The sequence below is a fragment of the Streptomyces sp. NPDC014864 genome (assembly GCF_043081525.1).
Classification (GTDB): Bacteria; Actinomycetota; Actinomycetes; order Streptomycetales; family Streptomycetaceae; genus Streptomyces.
On sequence record NZ_JBIBWT010000017.1, the window covers coordinates 127,560 to 148,129 of the forward strand.

Below are 20,570 nucleotides of genomic sequence, written 5' to 3' on the forward strand. Positions count from 1 at the left end.
CCCGGTCCGGTGCCCGGCCCTCCGGCGCCGGGCGCACACGGATTCCGTCGTGCCCCGTCCCGGCCCGGACCGCCCCTGCCCGTCCGGTCCCTGCCCGTCCCTGACCGTCCCGGGGCTGTCACCCGTTCGCCGTATCCGGCATGCGGTCCGTCCCCCGTGCGCCTTCACTGCGATCAGGGGGCGGCGTACTTCGTCCCCGGCGGGAGCGGCAGCGGGAGGCGCGAATGGAGGCACAGGGCATACGGCGGCCCATGGGCGCGACGACAGCGGCGGCGACGGGGACCGGAGCACGGGTACGGACGCAGGCGCCGTCACAGGTCCCGACGCAGCCGCAGACGCAAGCATCCGTCGCCGCCCCCGCCGCCCCCGCCGCCCCCGCCGCCCCCGCCGCCCCCGCCGCCCCCGCCGCCCCCCGCGCATCCGCCCCCACCCGCGCATCCGCCCCCGCCCTCGCATCCGCCCGCGCATCGGCCCTCGCCCCCGGACCGGCCGAGCCTCCCGAGGCCGCCCCATGACCACCTTCGTCACGCCCGCCACGCCGTCCGCGCACGCCACGCCCGCCGAGCGCGCCGCGGCCGGCCGTGCCGCCCGGCAGCGCCTGCGTCGCTCCGCGCACGCCGCCTGGATCCCCTCCGCGGACCGCCCCGACCCCGTAGCCGTACTCGAACGGCAGGGACGCGACAGGCTGCCCGAACTGCTGCCGGTGCGGTACGGGCGGATGGCCGCCTCGCCGTTCGCCTTCCTGCGCGGCGCCGCCGCCGTGATGGCCGCCGACCTGGCCGCGCAGCCGAACACCGGGCTGACCGTACAGCTGTGCGGGGACGCGCACCTGCTCAACTTCGGCCTGTACGCCTCCCCGGAACGCGCCCTGCTGTTCGACCTCAACGACTTCGACGAGACGTTTCCCGGCCCCTTCGAATGGGACGTCAAACGTCTCGCCGCGTCCGTGGCGGTGGCCGCCCGCGAGAACGGGCACCCCGACGCCAAGGCCCGCCGGGCCGCCCTGGAGGCCGTGGCCGCGTACCGCACCTCCGTACGAAGGCTGGCCGGGCTCGGCGAACTCGCCGTCTGGTACGAGCGCATCGAGGCCGACAGCCTGCTGCCCCTGGTCCGCTCCGCCCGGCGCCGCCGGCGCGTCGAGTCCAGCCTCACCCGGGCCCGCCGCCGCACCAGCCTGCAGGCCCTCGGGAAGCTCACGGAGATGGTCGACGGGCAGCGGCGCATCATCCACGACCCACCGCTCATCGAGCCGGCCGGCATCCCCGACACCGCCGCCCTGCGCAAGATCTTCAGCGACTACCGCTCCACCCTCACCGAGGAACGGCGCCTCCTCCTCGACCGCTACCGCTTCGTCGACTCCGCCCGCAAGGTCGTCGGCGTCGGCAGCGTCGGCCTGCGCTGCTTCATCGTGCTGCTCACCGGACGAGACGCGGACGATCCGCTGTTCCTCCAGGTCAAGGAGGCACGGAAGTCGATCCTCGAGGAGCACCTGCCGAGCGGTGCCTACGTCCATCCCGGGCACCGGGTGGTCGCCGGGCAGCGGCTGCTGCAGGCAGCCGGCGACATCTTCCTCGGCTGGATGAGCGGGCCGCAGGGCCGCGCCTTCTACTGGCGCCAGCTGCGCGACATGAAGGGCTCCGCGGACGTCGCCGGGATGAGCCCCGGCGAGCTGGTGGGCTACGCCCGGCTGTGCGGCACCGCCCTGGCCCGCGGCCACGCCCGCTCCGGCGACCGCATCGCCATCGCCGGCTACCTCGGCGGCACCGACACCTTCGACCAGGCCGTGGCCGACTTCGCACTGTCCTACGCCGCCCAGACCGCCGACGACCACGCCGCCCTCGGAGCCGCCGTCGTCGCGGGCGTCGTCCCGGCAGCCCCGGACGTCTGACCACCCCGGCCGGTCTCGACCTCCGTCACAGGCCGGGCGCACCCCAGACCGGGAACCAGCGGCTGAGGTCCTCCTCGATCCGCAGGTCGTCCGCCAGGGCCGCCTTCACCTGGAGCTCCAGCGCGCTGTCGCGCCGCTGTCCGACGCCGGGCAGCGGCGCGAACGGATAGTAGGTACCCCGCTTGTAGAGGTACACCAGTGCGAGTCTGCGGCCGGTGCCGTCCGTGAAGCCGATGAGGGAGCAGAGGAGTTGGGGGCCGAAGCCGCCGGCCTCCAGCGAACTGTTCACGGCGTGCAGGTCGTTGACGAGTTCCGGGAGCTGGTCCGGGGTGCGGCGGGAGACCAGCCAGGAGTAGCCGTAGGCGTCCCGGGTCAGCTCCACGGGCGAGCCGGCCCGGCCGGCGTCGGCGTCCAGGAGGGCCTGGACCTCGCGGTGCGTCTGCTCGAAGGCCGCACCCTCGACCGTGGCGAAGCAGACCGCGCCATGCCCGGTCGGCGTGAATCCGACGGCGGCCTCGAGGGTCACCGCCGCCGACGGGAGCGCGAAGAGGCGGTCCAGATCGGGCGCGACCGGTTTCGTGCGGCCGAGCAGGATGTCCAGGAGCCCCATCCTCAGCCCGCCTTCCCGGGCGTCGCGGCCTCACCGAGCTCCGCCGAGATACGGCCCAGCTGCTCCAGCCGCTGGGCCAGGCTCGGGTGCGTGGAGAAGAGCCGCCCCAGGCCCGGTTCGGAGCCCAGCGCCGGGGTGATGTAGAAGGCGTTGAAGGCCTGCGCGGTCCGCAGGTCCTTCGTCGGGATCCGCGCGATGTCGCCGGTGACCTTGGTGAGCGCGGAGGCCAGCGCCGAGGGCCGGCCCGTGAGCAGCGCCGCCGCCCGGTCCGCGGCCAGCTCCCGGTACCGGGACAGCGCCCGGATCAGCAGGAAGCTGATCGCGTAGACGGCCGCCGAGACGCCCATCACCGCGGCGAACACCACCAGGGTGTTCTGGTCCTTGCGCCCCCGTCCGCCGAACAGCTCCGAGTAGAAGGCGAACCGCACGATCAGGCCCGCGATCACGCCCAGGAAGGACGCGATCGTGATCACGGCCACGTCCTTGTGCGCGACGTGCGACAACTCGTGCGCGAGTACGCCCTCCAGCTCCGCCGGCTCCAGCCGGCGCAGCAGTCCGGTGGTCACGCACACCACCGCGTTGTCCGGGTTCCGTCCGGTGGCGAACGCGTTCGGCATTTCCATGTCGGATACGGCGACCACCGGCTTGGGCATGTCCGCCATGGCGCACAGCCGGTCCACCACCGCGTGCAGCTCCGGGTACTCCTCGCGCTCCACGACCCGGCCGTGCATCGCGAACAGCGCGATCCGGTCGGAGAACCAGTACTGGGCGGCGAGCACGGCCGCCGCGATCACCACGACCAGCACCCAGGACTTCAGCAACACGATCAGCGCGGCCACGAACGCCACGTACAGCAGCCCGAGCAGGAACAGCGTGACCCCCATGCGCACGGTCAGCCGCCGATCGCTCCGGAAGCGGCTCTGCATCTGCACCACCCCGCAGTCAGGCACTCGTCCCGCTGTCCAGTGTGCACCTGCCGTGTCCCATGAACGGGTCCCGAACGGCCCTGGCCGGAGCAAAAGGTCCCTATGTCGCTAGTACCCCGTGCGCATCTGGGCGTACCCGAGGAGCAGGATCACCGCGGCCACGCAGCCGAGCACCACGACCGTCGACACCCACGACGACCGGCGCGGCGCCACCGGGTCCGGGTCGGCGCGGAAGGGCACCGGGCCCGGAGGGCTGTGCTTCCAGCGGGCGGCCAGCATCCGGGCCCGCGCGGAGGGCTCCTTGTGCTCGGCGGCGTTCGCCCACCGGTGATCGAACTCGCGCTCCCAGTGGTCCTGTTCGGACATCCCCGTTCACCTTTCTCGTCCAGCGGAGCGGCCCGGGAAGAGCCCCGCTGTGTAGGACGTCGTGCGGCGCCGAAGGTTGCACGGCGACCGCGTACCTCGTTCGGCCCAAGATGCTGCGCGTTCGAGCGGCGGCTAGCCTGAATCGGAGAGAGTCGACAACCGGGGGTACGCCCGCCGCTGACGAGATCCCCCTCGACCGGGGAGCGACAGCGTTGTCGCGCAGGCGGTGGCGTCGCACCGAGGGCCGCGCCATCTCTTTCCGCCGCGGCCGCGGCAGTCCGTCCCGTGCCTCCGAAGCACCGCACGAGGGTGGAAAGAAGGTACATCGATGAACGCACCACGCGTGAGGCGTCTCTTCGCCATGTCCGCCATCGGCGTCCTGATGGCCGGCGGCGCCGCCATCGGCACCGCGAGCACGGCCTCGGCGGCCGCACCGGCCAAGGCTCCCACCGGCTTCAACGGCTGTGGCCACGGTGGCTGGTGGGACGACGACTGCGGGTACCGCTACGGCTACTGGGGCGGTTACGACAACGGCTACTGGGGTTGCGACAACGGTTACTGGGGTTGCGACAACGGTTACTACGGCGGTGCCGTGGTGATCTGGCTGGGCTGACGGACGGGCCCCGTCGCACGTGATGCACGTGCCGAGGGCCGCCACCCGAGCCGATCGGGTGGCGGCCCTCAGTGTCGCACCGCGCCGCGCGGCGCGGCGTCTGTCACACGTCGAAGAAGTGATGGCGCGGCGCCGCTGCCTTGGAGCCTTGTTCGCGGGGTCATTGACGCTGCGTTCGGCGCACCGAATGCGGACACCGGCCCCGGCGGAGCCGAGACGCCGATCTGAGCGACGGCCCGGCCCTGGTTTCTAGGCCGTTCCCCTTCGGATCATCTGATCGTTGGGTGATGGGTCGTCGACTGATGCCCAGTGGGCACGCATCGAGCCGTTGCTGCCGGGTCGGACTCCGAGGCTAGCCTGCCTCGATCGCTTATTCGAATTTTCTGTCACTTCGGACACGCCGCCCACGGAGCTGTGGTGTGTGTCGCGGCCGTGATGCCTGGGGGCGACAGGGGGAAGGAGAGTCCGTGACTTAGGGAGGCTGTATGGAGCGTGAACCGATCGGACTGGCCGAGGTGCTGGCCGCGGCGGAGGACGCCGCACCGGTGCGCTCCCTCGATGTCGTAGCGCACAATCTGCGCGAACGGTTCGGGGCACGATACGTGTCGTTCCTGTTCGTCGACGTCGTGGGCCGGCGCCTGCTGCGGGTCCACGAGGAGAAGGCGACACCACAGGAGCACGGCGCCGACCAGGTTCCCCTGGCCGGCAGTGCCTACGAGGAGGTCCTGCGCACCCAGAAGCCGGTGGTGGCACCGGAGGACGGACGGGGGCAGCGGGTGCTCGCCCCGGTCACCAACCGCGGTGACGCCATCGGGGTGCTGGAGCTCTACCTCACCCACGTCGCCCAGGACGCGCTGGAGCAGGTGGAGGAGGCCGCGCACGCGCTGGCGTACGTCATCGTCACCGACCGCCGCTTCACCGACCTCTATTACTGGGGCAACCGCACCGCCACGGTCACTCTGGCAGCGGAGATCCAGCGTCAGCTCCTGCCGTCGGCGCCCTCCTGCGAGGCCGCCGAATTCACTCTCGCCGGCGCCCTGGTCCCAGCCTCCGACATCGCCGGTGACACGTACGACTACAGCCTCGACGAGAACACCCTGCACCTGTCCATCACCGACGCCATGGGCCACGACATCAACGCCTCCCTCATGGCCACCCTCCTGGTCAACGCCTCCCGCGGCGCCCGCCGCGCCGGCACCGACCTCGCCGAACAGGCCCGCCAGACCCACCAGGCCCTCATCGACCACGGCCGCCGCACCTTCGCCACCGGCCAGCTCCTGCGCATCGCCCTGGACGGCACCCGCGCCCAGCTCGTCAACGCCGGCCACCCCTGGCCGCTCCGGCTGCGCGACGGCACCGTCGACGAAATCAAACTGCACATCAATCTCCCCTTCGGCTTTCCCGCGCAGAGCGCCTACCGGGTACAGGACCTCGACCTGCGCCCCGGGGACCGCCTCCTGCTTTACACCGACGGTGTGCAAGATCGTCAGGCAGAAGCCGTCGACCTGCCCGCCCTCCTCCGCGACACCGCCACCGAGCACCCCCGCGAGACCGTGCGCGCCATGGTCAACGCGGTCACCGAAGCGTGCAAAGGCCATGTGAGAGACGACGCCACCGTCCTGTGCCTGGACTGGTACGGCCCCCGCTCCGGAGGCCGCAGCGCTGGCATCGGCACCTGACCTGGCCGCTTAACTCAGCCATTCGCTTGGACGGCACACACGCCCGGTCAGGGCCGGCGGCGGAACAGGCCACGGAGCTTGCCCGGCTCCTGGTCCTGGTCGTGCTCCGGAGAGCAGACCGATCACCTGCGACGTGGCGGCGCGGAGTGGCAACTGACCCGCAAGCCCACCATCGCCAGCCCCCGACGATCGTTCGCGGTGCCGGCTCCGAAACAGGCCGTCGGCCGTGCCCTTCCAGTGAAGGAAGAGCACGGCCGACGGCCCACAGACGGCCCAGGGGAGCGGAAACCCGCTCCGACCTGGGGCGATATCACACGTCGAAGTAGAGCTCGAACTCGTGCGGGTGCGGACGCAGCTGCAGCGGGGCGATCTCGTTCGTGCGCTTGTAGTCGATCCACGTCTCGATCAGGTCGGGCGTGAAGACGTCGCCCTGGAGGAGGAACTCGTGGTCGGCCTCGAGGCGGTCGAGGACGGCGCCGAGGGAGGTCGGGACCTGCGCCACGTTCGCGTGCTCCTCGGGAGCCAGCTCGTAGAGGTCCTTGTCGATCGGCTCGGCCGGCTCGATCTTGTTCTTGATGCCGTCCAGACCGGCCAGCAGCAGGGCCGAGAAGGCCAGGTACGGGTTGCCGGAGGAGTCCGGGGCGCGGAACTCGACGCGCTTGGCCTTCGGGTTCGAGCCGGTGATCGGGATACGCATCGCGGCGGAGCGGTTGCGCTGCGAGTACACCAGGTTGATCGGGGCCTCGAAGCCCGGAACCAGGCGGTGGTAGGAGTTCACCGTCGGGTTGGTGAAGGCCAGCAGCGACGGGGCGTGCTTGAGGATGCCGCCGATGTAGTAGCGGGCGGTGTCCGAGAGGCCCGCGTAGCCGGCCTCGTCGTAGAACAGCGGGTCGCCGTTGGTCCACAGCGACTGGTGGACGTGCATGCCCGAGCCGTTGTCACCGAAGATCGGCTTCGGCATGAAGGTCGCGGTCTTGCCGTTGCGCCAGGCCACGTTCTTCACGATGTACTTGAAGAGCATGAGGTCGTCGGCGGCGGCGAGCAGCGTGTTGAACTTGTAGTTGATCTCCGCCTGGCCGGCGGTGCCCACCTCGTGGTGCTGACGCTCGACCTTCAGGCCGGCGCGGTCCAGCTCCAGGGAGATCTCGGCGCGCAGGTCGGCGAAGTGGTCGACCGGGGCCACCGGGAAGTAACCGCCCTTGTAGCGGACCTTGTAGCCGCGGTTGTTCTCCAGGGCGCCGGTGTTCCAGGCGCCGGCCTCGGAGTCGATGTGGTAGAAGGACTCGTTCGCGCTGGTCTCGAAGCGCACGGAGTCGAAGACGTAGAACTCGGCCTCGGGGCCGAAGTAGGCGGTGTCGGCGATCCCGGTGGACGCGAGGTACGCCTCGGCCTTCTTCGCCACGTTGCGCGGGTCACGGGAGTACTGCTCGCCCGTGATCGGGTCGTGGATGAAGAAGTTGATGTTGAGCGTCTTGTCCCGGCGGAACGGATCGACACGGGCCGTCGACAGGTCGGCGCGCAGGGCCATGTCGGACTCGTGGATCGCCTGGAAACCACGGATCGACGATCCGTCGAAGGCGAGCTCCTCGTCCGGGTCGAACGCCTCAACGGGCACCGTGAAGTGCTGCATGACGCCCGGCAGGTCGCAGAACCGGACGTCGACGAACTTGACGTCCTCGTCCGCGATGAACTTCTTGGCCTCGTCGGCGTTCTGGAACATCCAGCTCCTCCTACTCCCGACCGTCCCGCCGGGGTGGTAGATCGTTCGTGCGGCCAGTGCGGTGGCACACGCTGCACTCGACCCTAGGGACGGGTGATTTCTCGGGCGTGACTCATTTGTTTCGCAGAAGTTAACCGGCTCGGGTGCGGTCACGGTGTGGTCACCCCGCCGTGTCTCGTACATACAGGGTCGCAGTACCGTGGACGGGTGGACAACAGGCAAGCAATCGGGTCGTGGCTCTCCGGGCCGCGCGCGGCCGCGGAGGACGCCGGAGCCGACTTCGGTTACCGAGGTGAACAGCTGGGGCTGCCGGAGGGGGGATCGGGTTCGATCGCACGCCCGGGGCGGCGGCTGGGCGCCGTCGCCGTCGACTGGGGTCTTTGCCTGTTGATCGCATACGGTCTCATCACCCACGGCTATGACCAGGGCACCGGCAACTGGGCGCTGCTGATCTTCTTCGTGCTCGGTGCGCTCACCGTCGGTACGATCGGCTCCACCCCCGGCAAGCGCCTGTTCGGCCTGCGCGTGGTGGCCCTGGACACCGGCCGGGTGAACCCGCTGCGCGCCCTGCTGCGCACGGCCCTGCTGTGCCTGGCGATCCCGGCCCTGATCTGGGACCGCGACGGCCGCGGCCTGCACGACCGGCTGGCCCGCACGGTCGAGGTTCGGATCTAGAGGGTCCCCCCGGCGGGGCCCCGCCTACGACGTGCGCCCGCATACGACGTGCGCCCGCATACGACGTGCCCGCATACGACGTGCCCGCATACGACGTGGGGGGCAACCGGATCGCTCCGGTTGCCCCCCACGTCGTATGCGGTGAGGTCCGTCGTACGCGGTGGCGTCCGACGGGTGCGGTGACGTCAGCGTGCCTTCGGGCCGCCCCTGGGCATCCGCATCCCCTTGGGCATCGGGCCCTTCGGCAGCGGCATGTTGCTCATCAGGTCGCCCAGGGCGCGCAGCCGGTCGTTGGTGGCGGTGACCTGCGGGCCGGTCAGCACGCGCGGGAACTTCAGCATGGTGGTGCGCAGCTTCTTCAGCTCGACCTGGCCCTCGCCGGTGCCGACGATCACATCGTGCACCGGGACGTCCGCCACGATGCGGGCCATCTTCTTCTTCTCCGCGGCGAGCAGGCCCTTCACCCGGTTCGGGTTGCCCTCGGCGACCAGCACGATGCCGGCCTTGCCGACCGCGCGGTGCACCACGTCCTGGTTGCGGTTCATCGCCACCGCCGGGGTGGTGGTCCAGCCCCGCCCGATGTTCTCCAGCACCGCCGCGGCGGCGCCCGGCTGGCCCTCCATCTGCCCGAAGGCGGCACGCTCGGCCCGGCGTCCGAAGACGATCGCCGTCGCCAGGAAGGCGAGCAGGACCCCGAGGATGCCGAGGTAGACGGGGTGCCCGATCAGGAAACCGATCGCGAGGAAGACACCGAAGGTGATGATGCCGACAGCCGCGAGTACAAGACCGATCTTCTTGTCGGCCTTACGGGTCATCTTGTAGGTCAGAGCGATCTGCTTCAGTCGCCCGGCATTGGCAGCCTCGGCTGCGTTGTCCTTCCTCGCCATGGCACGAAGTCTACGTGGCCCCGGGAGCGCCCGACGACGGCAGTGCCCCCGGGAAGGGCGCGGGACGGGTCAGGAGCGGCCGGAGCCGGACTGATCGAGGAAGCGCTGGGTCTCGACACGGTCCTTGGCGCGGCGGCGGTCCTCCATGACGGAGGTCCAGGCGTTGCGGCGGGCGGTGCGCTGGCCGCTGCTCATGAGCAGGGACTCGACGGCGCGCAGCGCGTCGGTGAAGGACGGGATCGCGGTGGCGCGAACGGGCGCGGCCTGCATGGTGGAGGTCCCCCCTTGTAAGGGATCGCGGTGCACGGGGTGTGAGTCCAGCGTCACTGTTTGGTGTTACCAGGACGTGACCGACCGGTCAAACACCGATGAAACCCCGACGGCGCGGGCCAAAAGACTGACGCGGCCCCGACGGACGCCCTCATCTGCGGCGACGGTCGGGGCCGCGTCATATCGGCCACTACTGAGCGGTAGGCTCTTGTGCGCGAATTCACACGCTACCCGTTCCCTTACGGGGCAGGGCGGGTGACGGACGGTCAGACGGCCTGGGTGGCGGCGAAGCTGCCCCGCTTCTCGACGGCCATCTGGTACAGGCGCCCGGCACGGTACGACGAACGCACCAGCGGGCCCGACATCACGCCGGAGAAACCGATCTGCTCGGCCTCCTCCTTCAGCTCGACGAACTCCTGCGGCTTCACCCAGCGCTCCACCGGGTGGTGACGGACGCTCGGCCGCAGGTACTGGGTGATGGTGACCAGCTCGCAGCCCGCGTCGTGCAGCTGCCTGAGCGCCTCGCCGACCTCCTCGCGGGTCTCGCCCATGCCGAGGATCAGGTTGGACTTGGTGACCAGGCCGAAGTCGCGGGCCTCGGTGATGACCTTCAGCGAGCGCTCGTAGCGGAAGCCGGGGCGGATCCGCTTGAAGATCCGGGGCACGGTCTCGACGTTGTGCGCGAAGACCTCGGGGCGGGCGGAGAAGACCTCCGCGAGCTGCTCCGGGACCGCGTTGAAGTCGGGGGCGAGCAGCTCCACCTTCGTCCGGCCGCCCTCGCGGTCCGCCGTCTGCGCGTGGATCTGGCGCACGGTCTCGGCGTACAGCCAGGCGCCGCCGTCCTCCAGGTCGTCGCGGGCGACGCCGGTGATGGTGGCGTAGTTCAGGTCCATCGTGACCACGGACTCGCCGACGCGGCGGGGCTCGTCGCGGTCCAGCGCCTCGGGCTTGCCGGTGTCGATCTGGCAGAAGTCGCAGCGCCGGGTGCACTGGTCGCCGCCGATGAGGAAGGTCGCCTCGCGGTCCTCCCAGCACTCGTAGATGTTCGGGCAGCCGGCTTCCTGGCAGACCGTGTGCAGGCCCTCGCTCTTCACGAGGTTCTGCATCTTCGTGTACTCGGGACCCATCTTCGCCCGGGTCTTGATCCACTCGGGCTTGCGCTCGATGGGGGTCTGGCTGTTGCGGACCTCCAGGCGCAGCATCTTGCGGCCGTCGGGTGCGACTGCGGACACGACCAGCTCCCTAGCGTTTGATTCTTCGGCGCCCTCTAGGGTACGCCCGTGGATTTGAATGCCCAGGTGGGTGTCGGCCCCTCCACGGGCGCCCTCACGCCGCCGGCGTCTTCTCGATCTCCCGGGGCTTCAGCTCCGCGTTCTCCAGTATGTCGCGCAGGTGCCGCTCGACGACGGGGAGCACCTCCTCGACCGGCACGTCACGGCCCAGCTCGTTGGCCAGGGAGGTGACGCCGGCGTCCCGGATCCCGCAGGGGATGATGCGGTCGAACCAGACGTTGTCCGGGTTCACGTTCAGCGAGAAGCCGTGCATCGTGACGCCCTTGGCCACGCGGATGCCGATCGCCGCGATCTTGCGGTCCTCGCGTCGCTGGCCGGCGTTGGAGGGGGCGTACTCCGGGCCGTTGAGCCGCGGGTCGAACTCGTCGTCGGTCAGGCGGGGGTCGAAGTCCAGGGACAGCCCGCCGAACGAGGGCCGCTGCTCCACCGGGTCGCCGAGCACCCACACCCCGCTGCGCCCCTCGACACGGGTGGTCGCGAGGCCGAACTCCGCGCAGGTGCGGATGAGCGCCTCCTCCAGGCGCCGCACGTGCGCCACCACGTCCACCGGGCGCGGCAGCTTCTGGATCGGGTAGCCGACCAGCTGGCCCGGTCCGTGCCATGTGATCTTGCCGCCGCGGTCCACGTCGATCACGGGCGTGCCGTCCAGCGGCCGCTCGCTGTCCTCCGTGCGCCGGCCCGCCGTGTAGACCGGCGGGTGCTCCAGGAGGAGCACGGTGTCGGGGATCTCGTCCGCGAACCGGGCGGCGTGCACCCGGCGCTGTTCGTCCCAGGCCACCTGGTAGTCCACGGCCTCGGCACCGAATCCCATGCGGACGAACCGCAACTCACTCACGGCAAGCGCCTCCCTGGAAGGTCGTAAGGCACGAAACGCGCCCACGCAACTGTACGTCCGGCCGCCATGCGTCAGCCTCGGGGTTAATCCTCACACGATCGGATGAATGCCGGTCGAAGTGTGCGATCGCGTGCTTACGCTCCGCTACATTCGCGCCGTTCACGAGGCCATAAGGGCTGCTCACAGGCAATCCGGGCACCGCAGCGGCCGTTGCGGGGCCCGAAAGGCAGGAGACCGCACCGCAGATGACGGAACGACCCGCGCAGCGCACTCCCAACCGCCAGCTCGCCGCGCTCATCGCAGAAGCGGGATTCTCCAACGCAGGTCTGGCCCGTCGTGTGGACCAGCTCGGCCTCGAACACGGACTGGACCTGAGATACGACAAGACGTCGGTCACCCGCTGGCTGCGCGGGCAGCAGCCCCGCGGCACCACGCCGGCCCTCATCGCCGAGGTCTTCACCCGGCGCCTCGGCCGCCGCCTGACCGCGCAGGACCTCGGCCTGGACGCCTGCGCCCCGGTGTACGCGGGGCTGGAGTTCGCCGCCACCCCGGAGGAGGCCGTCGACATCGTCAGCGGGCTGTGGCGCAAGGACTCCGGCAGCCACGCCGAACTCCGCAAGATCGCCTTCACCCCCGCCGGCCTGGTCGTGCCCAGCCGGGACTGGCTGATCGGGCGGGCCGACGAGCGGGTCGGGCGCGGGGAGGCGCCCGGCGTCCGGGTTCCCGCGCAGGGCCGCCCGGTGGGCAGGCCCCCTGCCGGGGGCGAGCGGCCGGCGCCGTTCATGCCCCGGCAGCGCGGCCAGGCCGACCGCGGCCCCGGCCAGCGGGTCACCGCCGGGGACATCTCGGCGCTGCGGTCGGTCGGCGAGCTGTTCCGCAGCCTGGACGACATGTACGGCGGCGGCCACGCCCGCCAGGCGCTGGTGCGCTACCTGGAGCACGAGTGCGAGCCGATGCTGCGCGGCACCTACGGGGAGCAGACCGGGCGCCGGCTGTTCGGTGCGGCCGCCGACCTGACCCGGCTGGCCGGCTGGACGTCGTACGACATCGGCGCCCACGGGCTCGCCCAGCGCTACTTCGTGCAGGCGCTGCGGCTGTCGCAGACCGCCGGGGACCGGCCCTACGGTGCCTATGTGCTGGTCACCATGAGCCGGCAGGCCGTGTACCTCGGGCACGGCCGGGAGGCCGTCCAGCTGGCCCGCGTCGCCCAGCAGGGGCTCGGCAGCTCCGCCGCGCCGGGCGTGCAGGCGTTGCTGCACGCCGCGGAGGCGCGCGGGCACGGGGTGCTCGGCGAGGTGCGCGCCTGCACCACCTCCCTGGTGCGGGCCGAGCGGGCCCTGGAGACCGCCCGGCCCGGTGACGAGGTGCCGTACTGGGCGCGCTTCTTCGACGAGGCACAGCTCGCCGACGAGTTCGGCCACTGCCACCGGGACCTGCAGCAGTACCGCGCCGCCGCCCAGCACGCGGAGCGCGCGCTCCAGTTGCGCGCCCCGGCGCACGCCCGCAGCCGCCTGTTCTGCCGCGTCGTCCTCGCCACCGCCCGTCTTGCCCTCGGCGACCTCGACCAGGCCTGCCAGCTGGGCGCCGAGGCGGCCGGCCAGGCGGCCGAGATGCGCTCGGTCCGCGCGATCGAGTACGTCCGCGACTTCGAGCGCCGCCTGGAGCCCTACCGGGACGCGCCCCCGGTGCGCACCTACCGGGACAAGGTGGCCGCCCTGGGCTGACCGACGAGGGCACGCGACTCACTCGCGGCACGGGCTCGGTGCGCTCCTCCGTGGCCGCCGCCCCGGGGGTGGTGTTCAGGCCGCCTCGGCCCTCGGGGGTGTCGAGGCCGGGTCCGCCCGGTGCAGCGAGCGGCCGGCTCCCAGGTCGGCCAGGACCGCCGCCGCGGCCCGGTGCGCCGAGTGCAGGGCGCCCTGGACCGTGCTGGTGTCCCGGTGGTCGCCGCAGACGTACAGGCCCGCCAGCAGCCGCACCTGGCGCCGCAGATCGTGCGGGGGGCGCATGGCGGGCACGGCCTCGGCGGTGTGGTGCACGGCGAGGGTCTCCCAGCGCGCCGTCGAGGTGCCGTACAGGCGGGACAGGTGGATGCGCACGGCGGTGTCGACCCCGGCCGGGGGGGTGCCCAGGACCGTGGAGGACACCAGGGCCCGCCCGGCCGGCGCGCGGGCCGGGTCGACCCGGCTGACCACCGACGTGTGGGCGACCGGCCCGCCGCGGTCCGCGTCGAGCAGCAGGTGCCCGCCCGTCTCCGGAGGCTCGTCCGTCGTGTGGTGCACCACCGTCACCGGGTGGAAGTCCGGCACCCGCAGCCCGGGCAGCAGCTCGGCGGCGGCGCGCGCGTCCGTCGCGAGCAGCACGGCACGGCAGGGGACCACGCCGTGCTCGGCGGTGGTGACCGCCGTGGTGGAGACCGAGGTGACGCGGACGCCGGTGTGCACGGTCCCGGGCGGCAGCGTCCGGGCGAGCAGCTCCGGCAGCACCTCCGCGCCGCCCTCCGGCAGACACAGCCGGCCGCTCGCGAAGGTGCGCAGCGCCAGGTCCGCGCACCGGCTGGACGTGGTGAGGTCCGGGTCGCACAGCAGGGCGGCCAGCAGTGGCCGCAGGAAGCCGTCGACGGTACGGGCGGGCAGCCCGCGTGCCGCCAGCGCCTGCCCGGCGGGCATCTCCGGCCGGGCCAGTAGGCGCTGCACCGGTGTGCCCGCGATCCGGGCGAGCGCCGGGCCGAGCCGGGCCTGGTCCACCGCAGTGCCCAACGGGGCACCCGTCCGGGGCCGGACGGCGGAGACGGGCCGGAAGGGCCCGACGGCCCGGAGCCGGGGCGGAGCCGGCGGCCGGGGGGCGCTCGCGAGGGCGCGCACTGCATGAAGTGCGCTCCTCGCGCTCCCCCCGCCCGCCGGTGCGCCCGCCCGGTGATGCCGTCCGCCGCTGTGCAGCAGCACCCCGGGCGCGAAGGGGCGCAGCACGAGCGCGTCGAGCCCGGGACTGAGGTCCAGTTCGGGATACGACGTGGACAGCAACTGCCCGATCCGGTCGAGCCGGAAGCCGTCGACCTTCTCCGTCGACATGCGGCCGCCGACGTAAGGGGCGGCCTCCAGGACTGCGGTCGTTACTCCGGCGCTGGTCAGCCGATGCGCCGCCGAGAGTCCGGCGATCCCGGCTCCCACCACGACGACATCCGCCTGGTACGCGGGCTCAAGCACGTGCCCCTCCTCGAGGTTGCGCGACCGGTGGAGCTGTGATGCCCTCAACCGGCTTGAGGAATACCCGAGTTCAGGTCGACATTAGGGCCGTGACCGGTCAGGGTCAGTCGCGCATGGACAGGGCACGGTCGCACGGTGGTCGCATACGGCCGTAACGGATCGCAGGGGAAAACGCGGCAGGGAACGCAGGCGTCACAGGGCCGCCCGGACGGCCTCCTCGATCTCCGGGAACGCGAAGGTGAACCCGGACTCCAACAGCCGCCTGGGCACCACCCGTTGACTGCTCAGCACGTCCCCGGCCATCTCTCCGAGCGCCACCCGCAGCGCGGACGCGGGCACCGGGAAGAGCGTCGGCCGGTGCAGCACCCGGCCCATCGCGGCGGTGATCTCACGGTTCGTCAGCGGCTTCGGCGCGGTCAGGTTGACCGGCCCGGACAGGCTCTCCGTGTCGATGAGGTGCCGCAGCGCCGCCACCTCGTCGTGCAGCGCGATGAACGACCAGTACTGCCGGCCGTCGCCGATCCGCCCGCCCAGCCCGGCCTTGAACAGCGGGAACAGCCGCCCCCAAGCCCCGCCCTCCCCGGACACCACCAGCCCGGTGCGCGGGAGCACCGTCCGCACCCCCGCCTCCTGCGCGGGCGCCGCGGCCTCCTCCCACTCCATGCAGACCGAGGGCAGGAAGCCGTCCCCGGGCGGCGCGTCCTCGTCGACGGTCCGGTCGCCGGTGTCGCCGTAGATGCCGATCGCGCTGCCGCTGACGAAGACCCCCGGGGGCGTGTCGAGGGAGGCGACGGCCTCGGCGAGCGCCGCCGTGCCGAGCACCCGGCTGTCGCGGATCTCCTTCTTGTACGCGTCCGTCCAGCGGTGGTCGCCCACGCCCGCGCCCGCCAGGTTGACCACGGCGTCGCAGCCGGCCAGCCCGGCCGCGTCCACGTACTGCCCGCCGGGGTCCCAGCACACCTCGTCCGCGCTCTGGGCCGCACGGCGCACCAGGCGCACCACCTCGTGCCCGTCGGCGGCCAGGGACCGCACCAGAGCCCTGCCGATCAGTCCGGACGCCCCGGCCACCGCGATTCGCTGACGTTCCATGGGCTCATCGTGCCCCCTGCGCCCGGAAAATCTCCCGTAGGCCGTACCGCCCCCGCCGTAGGGTGATCCTCATGCCGGTTCCGTACCCCTCCATACGACAGGCCAGGTTCGACGACGAGGAGACCCTCGGCCGGCTCGACCGTGCCGCCTGGTCCCCGCTGCACTCCGTCCAGGCCCGCCCCCGCGAGCCCCATCCGCCGTTCTTCGGCGACCGGTGTGGGCCCCGCGACCACCTCGTCGCCGAGCTCGGCGGCACCCTCGTCGGCTACATCCGGCTGGGCTTCCCGACCCCGCTGGCCAGCAACGCGCACGTCCGCCAGATCCAGGGGCTCGCCGTCGCCGAGGAGGCGCGCGGCGCCGGGGTCGGCCGGGCCCTGCTGCGGGCGGCGCAGCAGGAGGCGCGCCGGCGGGGAGCCCGGCGGATCACCCTGCGGGTCCTCGGGCACAACACCCCCGCCCGCGCGCTCTACGCCTCCGAGGGGTTCGTGGTGGAGGGCGTGCTGCCGCAGGAGTTCCTGCTCGCCGGTGAGTACGTCGACGACGTGCTGATGGGGCGTTCCCTGGAGCTGCCGGGCCCGGGCGGGCTCACGACGTGACCAGCGCGCCGGTGTCCACCGGGTCCGTCGCGTCCGCCGCCCGCCGCGCGTCCGAGGCGACCTCGGCGGCCGTCAGCACGTACCCCGTCTCGCCGTCGGAGGTCGAGCGGGCGAAGACCATGCCGTAGACCCGGCCTCCGGGGGTCAGCAGCGGGCCTCCGGAGTTGCCGGGGCGGACGGTGGAGCGGATCGAGTAGATCTCGCGGGTGACGGTGGCGTCGCTGTAGATGTTCTGGCCGGTCGCCCGGATCCGGCCGGCGACCGTCGCCGCCTGGAGGTTCAGGTCGCCGCTCTGCGGATAGCCCGCGACCACCGCCGTGTCGCCGTGCCCGGCGGTCCCGTCGAAGCGCAGCACGGGGGCGTGCAGCCGGGGGACGTAGAGCACGGCCACGTCCCGGTTCGGGTCGAAGAGCACCACCCGCGACTCGTACCACCGTCCGACGCCGCCGACCCGGACGGACGGGGCGTCGATGCCCGCGACCACGTGCGCGTTGGTCATCACGTGCTGCGGCGCGTACACGAAGCCGCTGCCCTCGCGGCCCTGGTTGCCCGAGGAGCCCTCGATCTTGACGGTGCTGAGCCGGGCGGCCTGGGTGGCGCTCGCCGTCACGCTGTCGCCGGAGGGCTTGGCGACGCCCGCCGCCGGCTCGTTCTCGAACGGGTTGAAGACCTGCGGGAAGCCCGCCTCGGTGAGCGCGGAGGTGGCGCGCGAGAACCAGGCGGGCGTGGTGTCGGGCATCGCCTCCTGCACGGCGCCCAGCACGGTCGAGTCGCGGATCGCCGTGGTCACCACCGGGGAGGAGGAGGCGCCCAGGACGCTGGCGGCCACCCAGGCCACGATCAGCACGGCCACCGAGTTGGCCGCGGCCCCGCCGATCCCGTCGGCCACTCGGAGCGGCCCCCGGCCGGCCCGGTCGAGCTCGCGCCGCAGGCGCACCGCCAGCCGCCCCGCCAGTTCGTGGCCGGCGGCCGCCGGCACCAGCACCGTGAGCACGGCGGTCACCGTGGCCGCGGCCGAACCACGCGTGACGAGCTGCATCACCCACGGCAGGAGCCACACGCCGACGACCGCGCCGCCCACGAACCCGGCCAGCGAGACGCATCCGGCCACCAGCCCGCGCCGGTAGCCGGAGGCCGCGTAGACGAGGATGACCAGCAACAGCAGGAGGTCGAGCAGGTCCACTCACGCCGCCTTTCTCTCGGACCCCTCAGTACGTGGGGGACGGGCCCTGCGATCAGCCACGCGTACGTGGGAACGGGAACCGGCCACATGTACGTGTACCCCCGGAAACGACTCGGACCTGGACGATGGTTCCACCGGGTGGCACAACACACATCGCGGACGGACCGGATCGAGCCGACAGTGAGATCATGCGCTTTTTCGGCAGAGAAGCCCGGAAAGTACGTAAAGGGCGTGGAGTCCGCAAAAGTCTGAAAGATCAGTGGCTTCGCACGGGCCGGTGGTTCCGGAAGGGCCTGTGGGACCCGCGGCACCCGGGACGGCCGCGCCGCGCGGCCGTCGTGCTGCTGTGCTGCCTGCCCGGCCTCGCCGCCGCCGGCGCGCTGGTCCTGTGCGCCGACGGGGTGGACCGTGCGGTGACGGCGTCCGCGGAGGCGCTGGCGGCCGGCGCCGACGAGCCCGCCCGGTCGGCCGACGCCCACTCGGCCGCTTCCACGCACAGGGCGCCCCGGCCGCGCATCGTGCCCCGGTCGGTCTGGCTGGACGACACCGCCCGGCACAACCAGCCGCCGCCGCGCTACGACGACAAGGTGGTCGCCGTCTTCGTCCACCACACCGACTCGCCCAACGGCTACGCCTGCGCCGACAGCCCGCGCATCATCCGCTACCTCTACGCGGGCCAGACCGGCGCCCGGCGCTGGGACGACATCGGCTACAACTTCCTCGTCGACCGGTGCGGCACGATCTTCGAGGGCCGCGCGGGCGGGGTCGAGCGGGCCGTCACCGGGGCCCACACCCAGGGCTTCAACCACCGCACCGCGGGCATCGCGGCCATCGGCACCTTCACCGCCGGGGCCGAGGTGCCTCGTGCCATGACCGACGCGATCGCCGCGCTGGCCGCCTGGAAGCTGGGCCTGGCCGACATCGACCCGCGCAGCCGCGTGCGGCTGGTGTCCAGCAACGGCCACAGCCGGTACCGGGCCGGCACCGCCGCCGTGCTCCCCGCCCTCGCCGGGCACAAGGACGGCTACATGACCAACTGCCCGGGCGCGGCGCTGAACGACCGCCTCCCGGCGATCCGGCAGGCCGCGGCCCGGCTCCAGGGCAGGCCCTGAGAAACCCGCGTCCCCCGCTAAGCCCCCGGCTCGCGGAAGCGGTCCCACAGCTTCGGGTACCGCTCGGCGAGCAACCGGTCGTTCTCGAAGTCGAGTGGCGTGCCCTCCGGCTCCGCCGGGGCGGGCGGGATGCCGAGGTCGGGGGCGACGGTCCCGGTGAGCTGTTCGTAGGCCTCGTCCGCCGCGTAGCCGAGGTCCTCGCCGTCGCCGTCGATCTCCTCATCGAAGTCCGCGAGCAGGTCGGCGAGCGCGTCCGCATCGTGCAGGGCGCCCTCGAAGACCTCCCGGCCCTGGCCGATCAGCCAGCACCGGAAGAAGTCGAACGCGTCGTCGCTCGCCCCGTCCAGCAGCACCCAGGCGGCGCCCCACAGGTCCCAGTGGTAGGCGCGGTTGTAGCGGGACTCGAAGTGACGGGCGAAGTCCAGGACCTGCTCCGGGTCCTGTTCGAGCAGTCGTTCGACGAGCAGATCGGCCTGGTCCTCGGGGTCGCCCTCGGCGGCCTCGCGGGTGTCGTCGATCAGCTCCCAGAACTCCGTCTCGTCCATCACGGGTTCAAGCATCGGGCAGTCGGACAGGGGGCGCACGCGGAGTGCGGCGGATTGTTATGGGCGGTACAGCGCGGCGATGCGGGCCGCGTCGCGCGCGAAGCGCTCCCGCAGCTCCACCGGGGCCACCACCTCCACCTCCGGCCCGAGGGCCGTGAGCTGGGTGTGGGCGACCTCCTCGGACTCCACCGGCAAGGTCACCGTCACCCGCCCGTCCTCGTCGGGGTCGCCCGCGGAGGCCAGCGCCTCCCCGGCGGCGAGCGCGTCGACGGCGTACGGCAGTCTCCGCACGCCCTCCGCGGACAGCCGCACCACGACCTCCGCGCGCAGGATCGACCGGGCGAACTGCCCCGCCCGCTCCTCCCAGAAGGCGGGCAGATCGAACTGCCCGTCCCGCTCGAACCGCTCCTCGGCCGGCTGCACGGCGGAGAACCGGTCGATCCGGTACACCCGGAAGGCGCCGTGCCCGGCGACCCGGGCGCACAGGTACCAGACGCCCGCCTTGAGCACGAGCCCGTACGGCTCCAGCTCCCGGGCGACCTCCTCCCGCCCGCGCCGGTAGCGCGCGGCGATCCGCCGGTCGTCCCACACCGCGTCCGCCACCGCGGGCAGCAGCGCGGGCGTCCGCGGCTCCCGGAACCAGTTGGGCGCGTCCAGGTGGAAGCGCTGGGCCGCCGTCCGTGAGGCGTCCCGGAGGGAGGGCAGCAGCGCGGCGGAGACCTTCAGCCGGGCGGCCGATGCGGCGTCCTCCAGCCCCATCTCGCGCAGCGCGCCGGGCACCCCGCTCAGGAAGAGCGCCTCGGCCTCGTCGCGGGCCAGCCCGGTCAGCCGCGTACGGTAGCCGCCGACCAGCCGGTACCCGCCGGCCCGCCCCCGGTCCGCGTAGACCGGCACCCCCGCCTCCGACAGCGCCTGCGCGTCCCGTGTGACGGTCCGCTCCGACACCTCCAGCTCGCGGGCGAGCTCGGCGGCGGTCATGGAGCGCCGGGACTGCAACAGCAGCACCATCTTGATCAGTCGTGCGGCACGCATGGCTTCATGATGGCCGGGCGCGGGCGGACGACGAAGGGGTACGGCGCCG

General features: G+C 72.4%; 20 protein-coding genes. 7 read left to right on the forward strand and 13 right to left on the reverse strand.

Annotated elements, in window-relative coordinates:
- Window positions 1-511 precede the first annotated feature (511 nt).
- On the forward strand, window positions 512-1,888 hold the full coding sequence (locus ACF1A5_RS27035; protein ID WP_392195480.1) for a DUF2252 domain-containing protein: 1,377 nt from the start codon (window positions 512-514) through the stop codon (window positions 1,886-1,888).
- A gap of 25 nt (window positions 1,889-1,913) precedes the next feature.
- Here the strand turns inward: ACF1A5_RS27035 and ACF1A5_RS27040 are convergent, their stop codons facing one another.
- The 3 genes from ACF1A5_RS27040 to ACF1A5_RS27050 all read right to left on the reverse strand — a co-directional run bounded on the left by ACF1A5_RS27040 (window position 1,914) and on the right by ACF1A5_RS27050 (window position 3,790).
- Window positions 1,914-2,498, reverse strand: a complete 585-nt coding sequence (locus tag ACF1A5_RS27040) for a hypothetical protein (protein WP_392195481.1) — start codon at window positions 2,496-2,498, stop codon at window positions 1,914-1,916.
- A 2-nt stretch (window positions 2,499-2,500) separates the two neighbouring features.
- On the reverse strand, window positions 2,501-3,424 hold the full coding sequence (htpX, locus tag ACF1A5_RS27045) for a zinc metalloprotease HtpX (protein ID WP_392195482.1): 924 nt from the start codon (window positions 3,422-3,424) through the stop codon (window positions 2,501-2,503).
- Window positions 3,425-3,532: 108 nt separating this feature from the next.
- The gene (locus ACF1A5_RS27050; protein WP_392195483.1) at window positions 3,533-3,790 is read right to left on the reverse strand and encodes a hypothetical protein; all 258 of its coding nucleotides are present in this window, start codon (window positions 3,788-3,790) and stop codon (window positions 3,533-3,535) included.
- Between the two features lie 328 nt (window positions 3,791-4,118).
- On the opposite strand from ACF1A5_RS27050, the gene ACF1A5_RS27055 reads away from it, so the two are divergent.
- Window positions 4,119-4,403, forward strand: a complete 285-nt coding sequence (locus ACF1A5_RS27055; protein WP_392195484.1) for a hypothetical protein — start codon at window positions 4,119-4,121, stop codon at window positions 4,401-4,403.
- A gap of 485 nt (window positions 4,404-4,888) precedes the next feature.
- Window positions 4,889-6,082, forward strand: a complete 1,194-nt coding sequence (locus ACF1A5_RS27060; RefSeq protein ID WP_392195485.1) for a PP2C family protein-serine/threonine phosphatase — start codon at window positions 4,889-4,891, stop codon at window positions 6,080-6,082.
- Window positions 6,083-6,392: 310 nt separating this feature from the next.
- Here ACF1A5_RS27060 and glnA read toward each other — a convergent pair whose 3' ends face one another.
- Entirely contained in the window at window positions 6,393-7,802 is a 1,410-nt protein-coding gene (glnA, locus tag ACF1A5_RS27065; protein ID WP_356188313.1) for a type I glutamate--ammonia ligase, read from the reverse strand.
- Between the two features lie 207 nt (window positions 7,803-8,009).
- On the opposite strand from glnA, the gene ACF1A5_RS27070 reads away from it, so the two are divergent.
- Complete coding sequence (locus ACF1A5_RS27070; RefSeq protein ID WP_392195486.1) at window positions 8,010-8,477, forward strand: RDD family protein; 468 nt, start codon at window positions 8,010-8,012, stop codon at window positions 8,475-8,477.
- Between the two features lie 185 nt (window positions 8,478-8,662).
- Here the strand turns inward: ACF1A5_RS27070 and ACF1A5_RS27075 are convergent, their stop codons facing one another.
- From ACF1A5_RS27075 to lipB, 4 genes are all read right to left on the reverse strand, one after another.
- A complete protein-coding gene (locus tag ACF1A5_RS27075; RefSeq protein WP_392195487.1) occupies window positions 8,663-9,364 on the reverse strand; it encodes a DUF4191 domain-containing protein in 702 nt (233 codons plus the stop codon).
- 69 nt (window positions 9,365-9,433) lie between these two features.
- A complete protein-coding gene (locus ACF1A5_RS27080; RefSeq protein ID WP_392195488.1) occupies window positions 9,434-9,634 on the reverse strand; it encodes a hypothetical protein in 201 nt (66 codons plus the stop codon).
- 266 nt (window positions 9,635-9,900) lie between these two features.
- On the reverse strand, window positions 9,901-10,866 hold the full coding sequence (lipA, locus tag ACF1A5_RS27085; protein ID WP_392195489.1) for a lipoyl synthase: 966 nt from the start codon (window positions 10,864-10,866) through the stop codon (window positions 9,901-9,903).
- A 94-nt stretch (window positions 10,867-10,960) separates the two neighbouring features.
- Window positions 10,961-11,761, reverse strand: a complete 801-nt coding sequence (lipB, locus tag ACF1A5_RS27090; RefSeq protein ID WP_392195490.1) for a lipoyl(octanoyl) transferase LipB — start codon at window positions 11,759-11,761, stop codon at window positions 10,961-10,963.
- Between the two features lie 245 nt (window positions 11,762-12,006).
- Between lipB and ACF1A5_RS27095 the strand changes: the two genes are divergently transcribed.
- Window positions 12,007-13,485, forward strand: a complete 1,479-nt coding sequence (locus ACF1A5_RS27095) for a regulator (RefSeq protein WP_392195491.1) — start codon at window positions 12,007-12,009, stop codon at window positions 13,483-13,485.
- Between the two features lie 75 nt (window positions 13,486-13,560).
- On the opposite strand, the gene ACF1A5_RS27100 is transcribed toward ACF1A5_RS27095, so the two are convergent.
- Complete coding sequence (locus tag ACF1A5_RS27100; protein WP_392195492.1) at window positions 13,561-14,964, reverse strand: NAD(P)/FAD-dependent oxidoreductase; 1,404 nt, start codon at window positions 14,962-14,964, stop codon at window positions 13,561-13,563.
- Between the two features lie 192 nt (window positions 14,965-15,156).
- On the reverse strand, window positions 15,157-16,053 hold the full coding sequence (locus tag ACF1A5_RS27105; RefSeq protein ID WP_392195493.1) for a TIGR01777 family oxidoreductase: 897 nt from the start codon (window positions 16,051-16,053) through the stop codon (window positions 15,157-15,159).
- 71 nt (window positions 16,054-16,124) lie between these two features.
- On the opposite strand from ACF1A5_RS27105, the gene ACF1A5_RS27110 reads away from it, so the two are divergent.
- Window positions 16,125-16,649 (forward strand): GNAT family N-acetyltransferase, encoded by a 525-nt coding sequence (locus tag ACF1A5_RS27110; RefSeq protein ID WP_392195494.1) that lies wholly within the window; start codon window positions 16,125-16,127, stop codon window positions 16,647-16,649.
- Here ACF1A5_RS27110 and ACF1A5_RS27115 read toward each other — a convergent pair.
- Complete coding sequence (locus ACF1A5_RS27115; RefSeq protein WP_392195495.1) at window positions 16,639-17,832, reverse strand: MarP family serine protease; 1,194 nt, start codon at window positions 17,830-17,832, stop codon at window positions 16,639-16,641. The two genes, ACF1A5_RS27110 and ACF1A5_RS27115, sit on opposite strands and share 11 nt — an antisense overlap.
- Window positions 17,833-18,170: 338 nt before the next feature.
- On the opposite strand from ACF1A5_RS27115, the gene ACF1A5_RS27120 reads away from it, so the two are divergent.
- Entirely contained in the window at window positions 18,171-18,944 is a 774-nt protein-coding gene (locus ACF1A5_RS27120) for a peptidoglycan recognition protein (protein ID WP_392195496.1), read from the forward strand.
- Window positions 18,945-18,961: 17 nt separating this feature from the next.
- On the opposite strand, the gene ACF1A5_RS27125 is transcribed toward ACF1A5_RS27120, so the two are convergent.
- Together ACF1A5_RS27125 and ACF1A5_RS27130 are read right to left on the reverse strand one after the other, a co-directional pair.
- Window positions 18,962-19,489: a DUF4240 domain-containing protein gene (locus tag ACF1A5_RS27125; protein WP_392195516.1), complete on the reverse strand. Its 528-nt coding sequence runs from the start codon at window positions 19,487-19,489 to the stop codon at window positions 18,962-18,964.
- Window positions 19,490-19,546: 57 nt separating this feature from the next.
- Window positions 19,547-20,521, reverse strand: a complete 975-nt coding sequence (locus ACF1A5_RS27130) for a helix-turn-helix transcriptional regulator (protein WP_392195497.1) — start codon at window positions 20,519-20,521, stop codon at window positions 19,547-19,549.
- Window positions 20,522-20,570 lie beyond the last annotated feature (49 nt).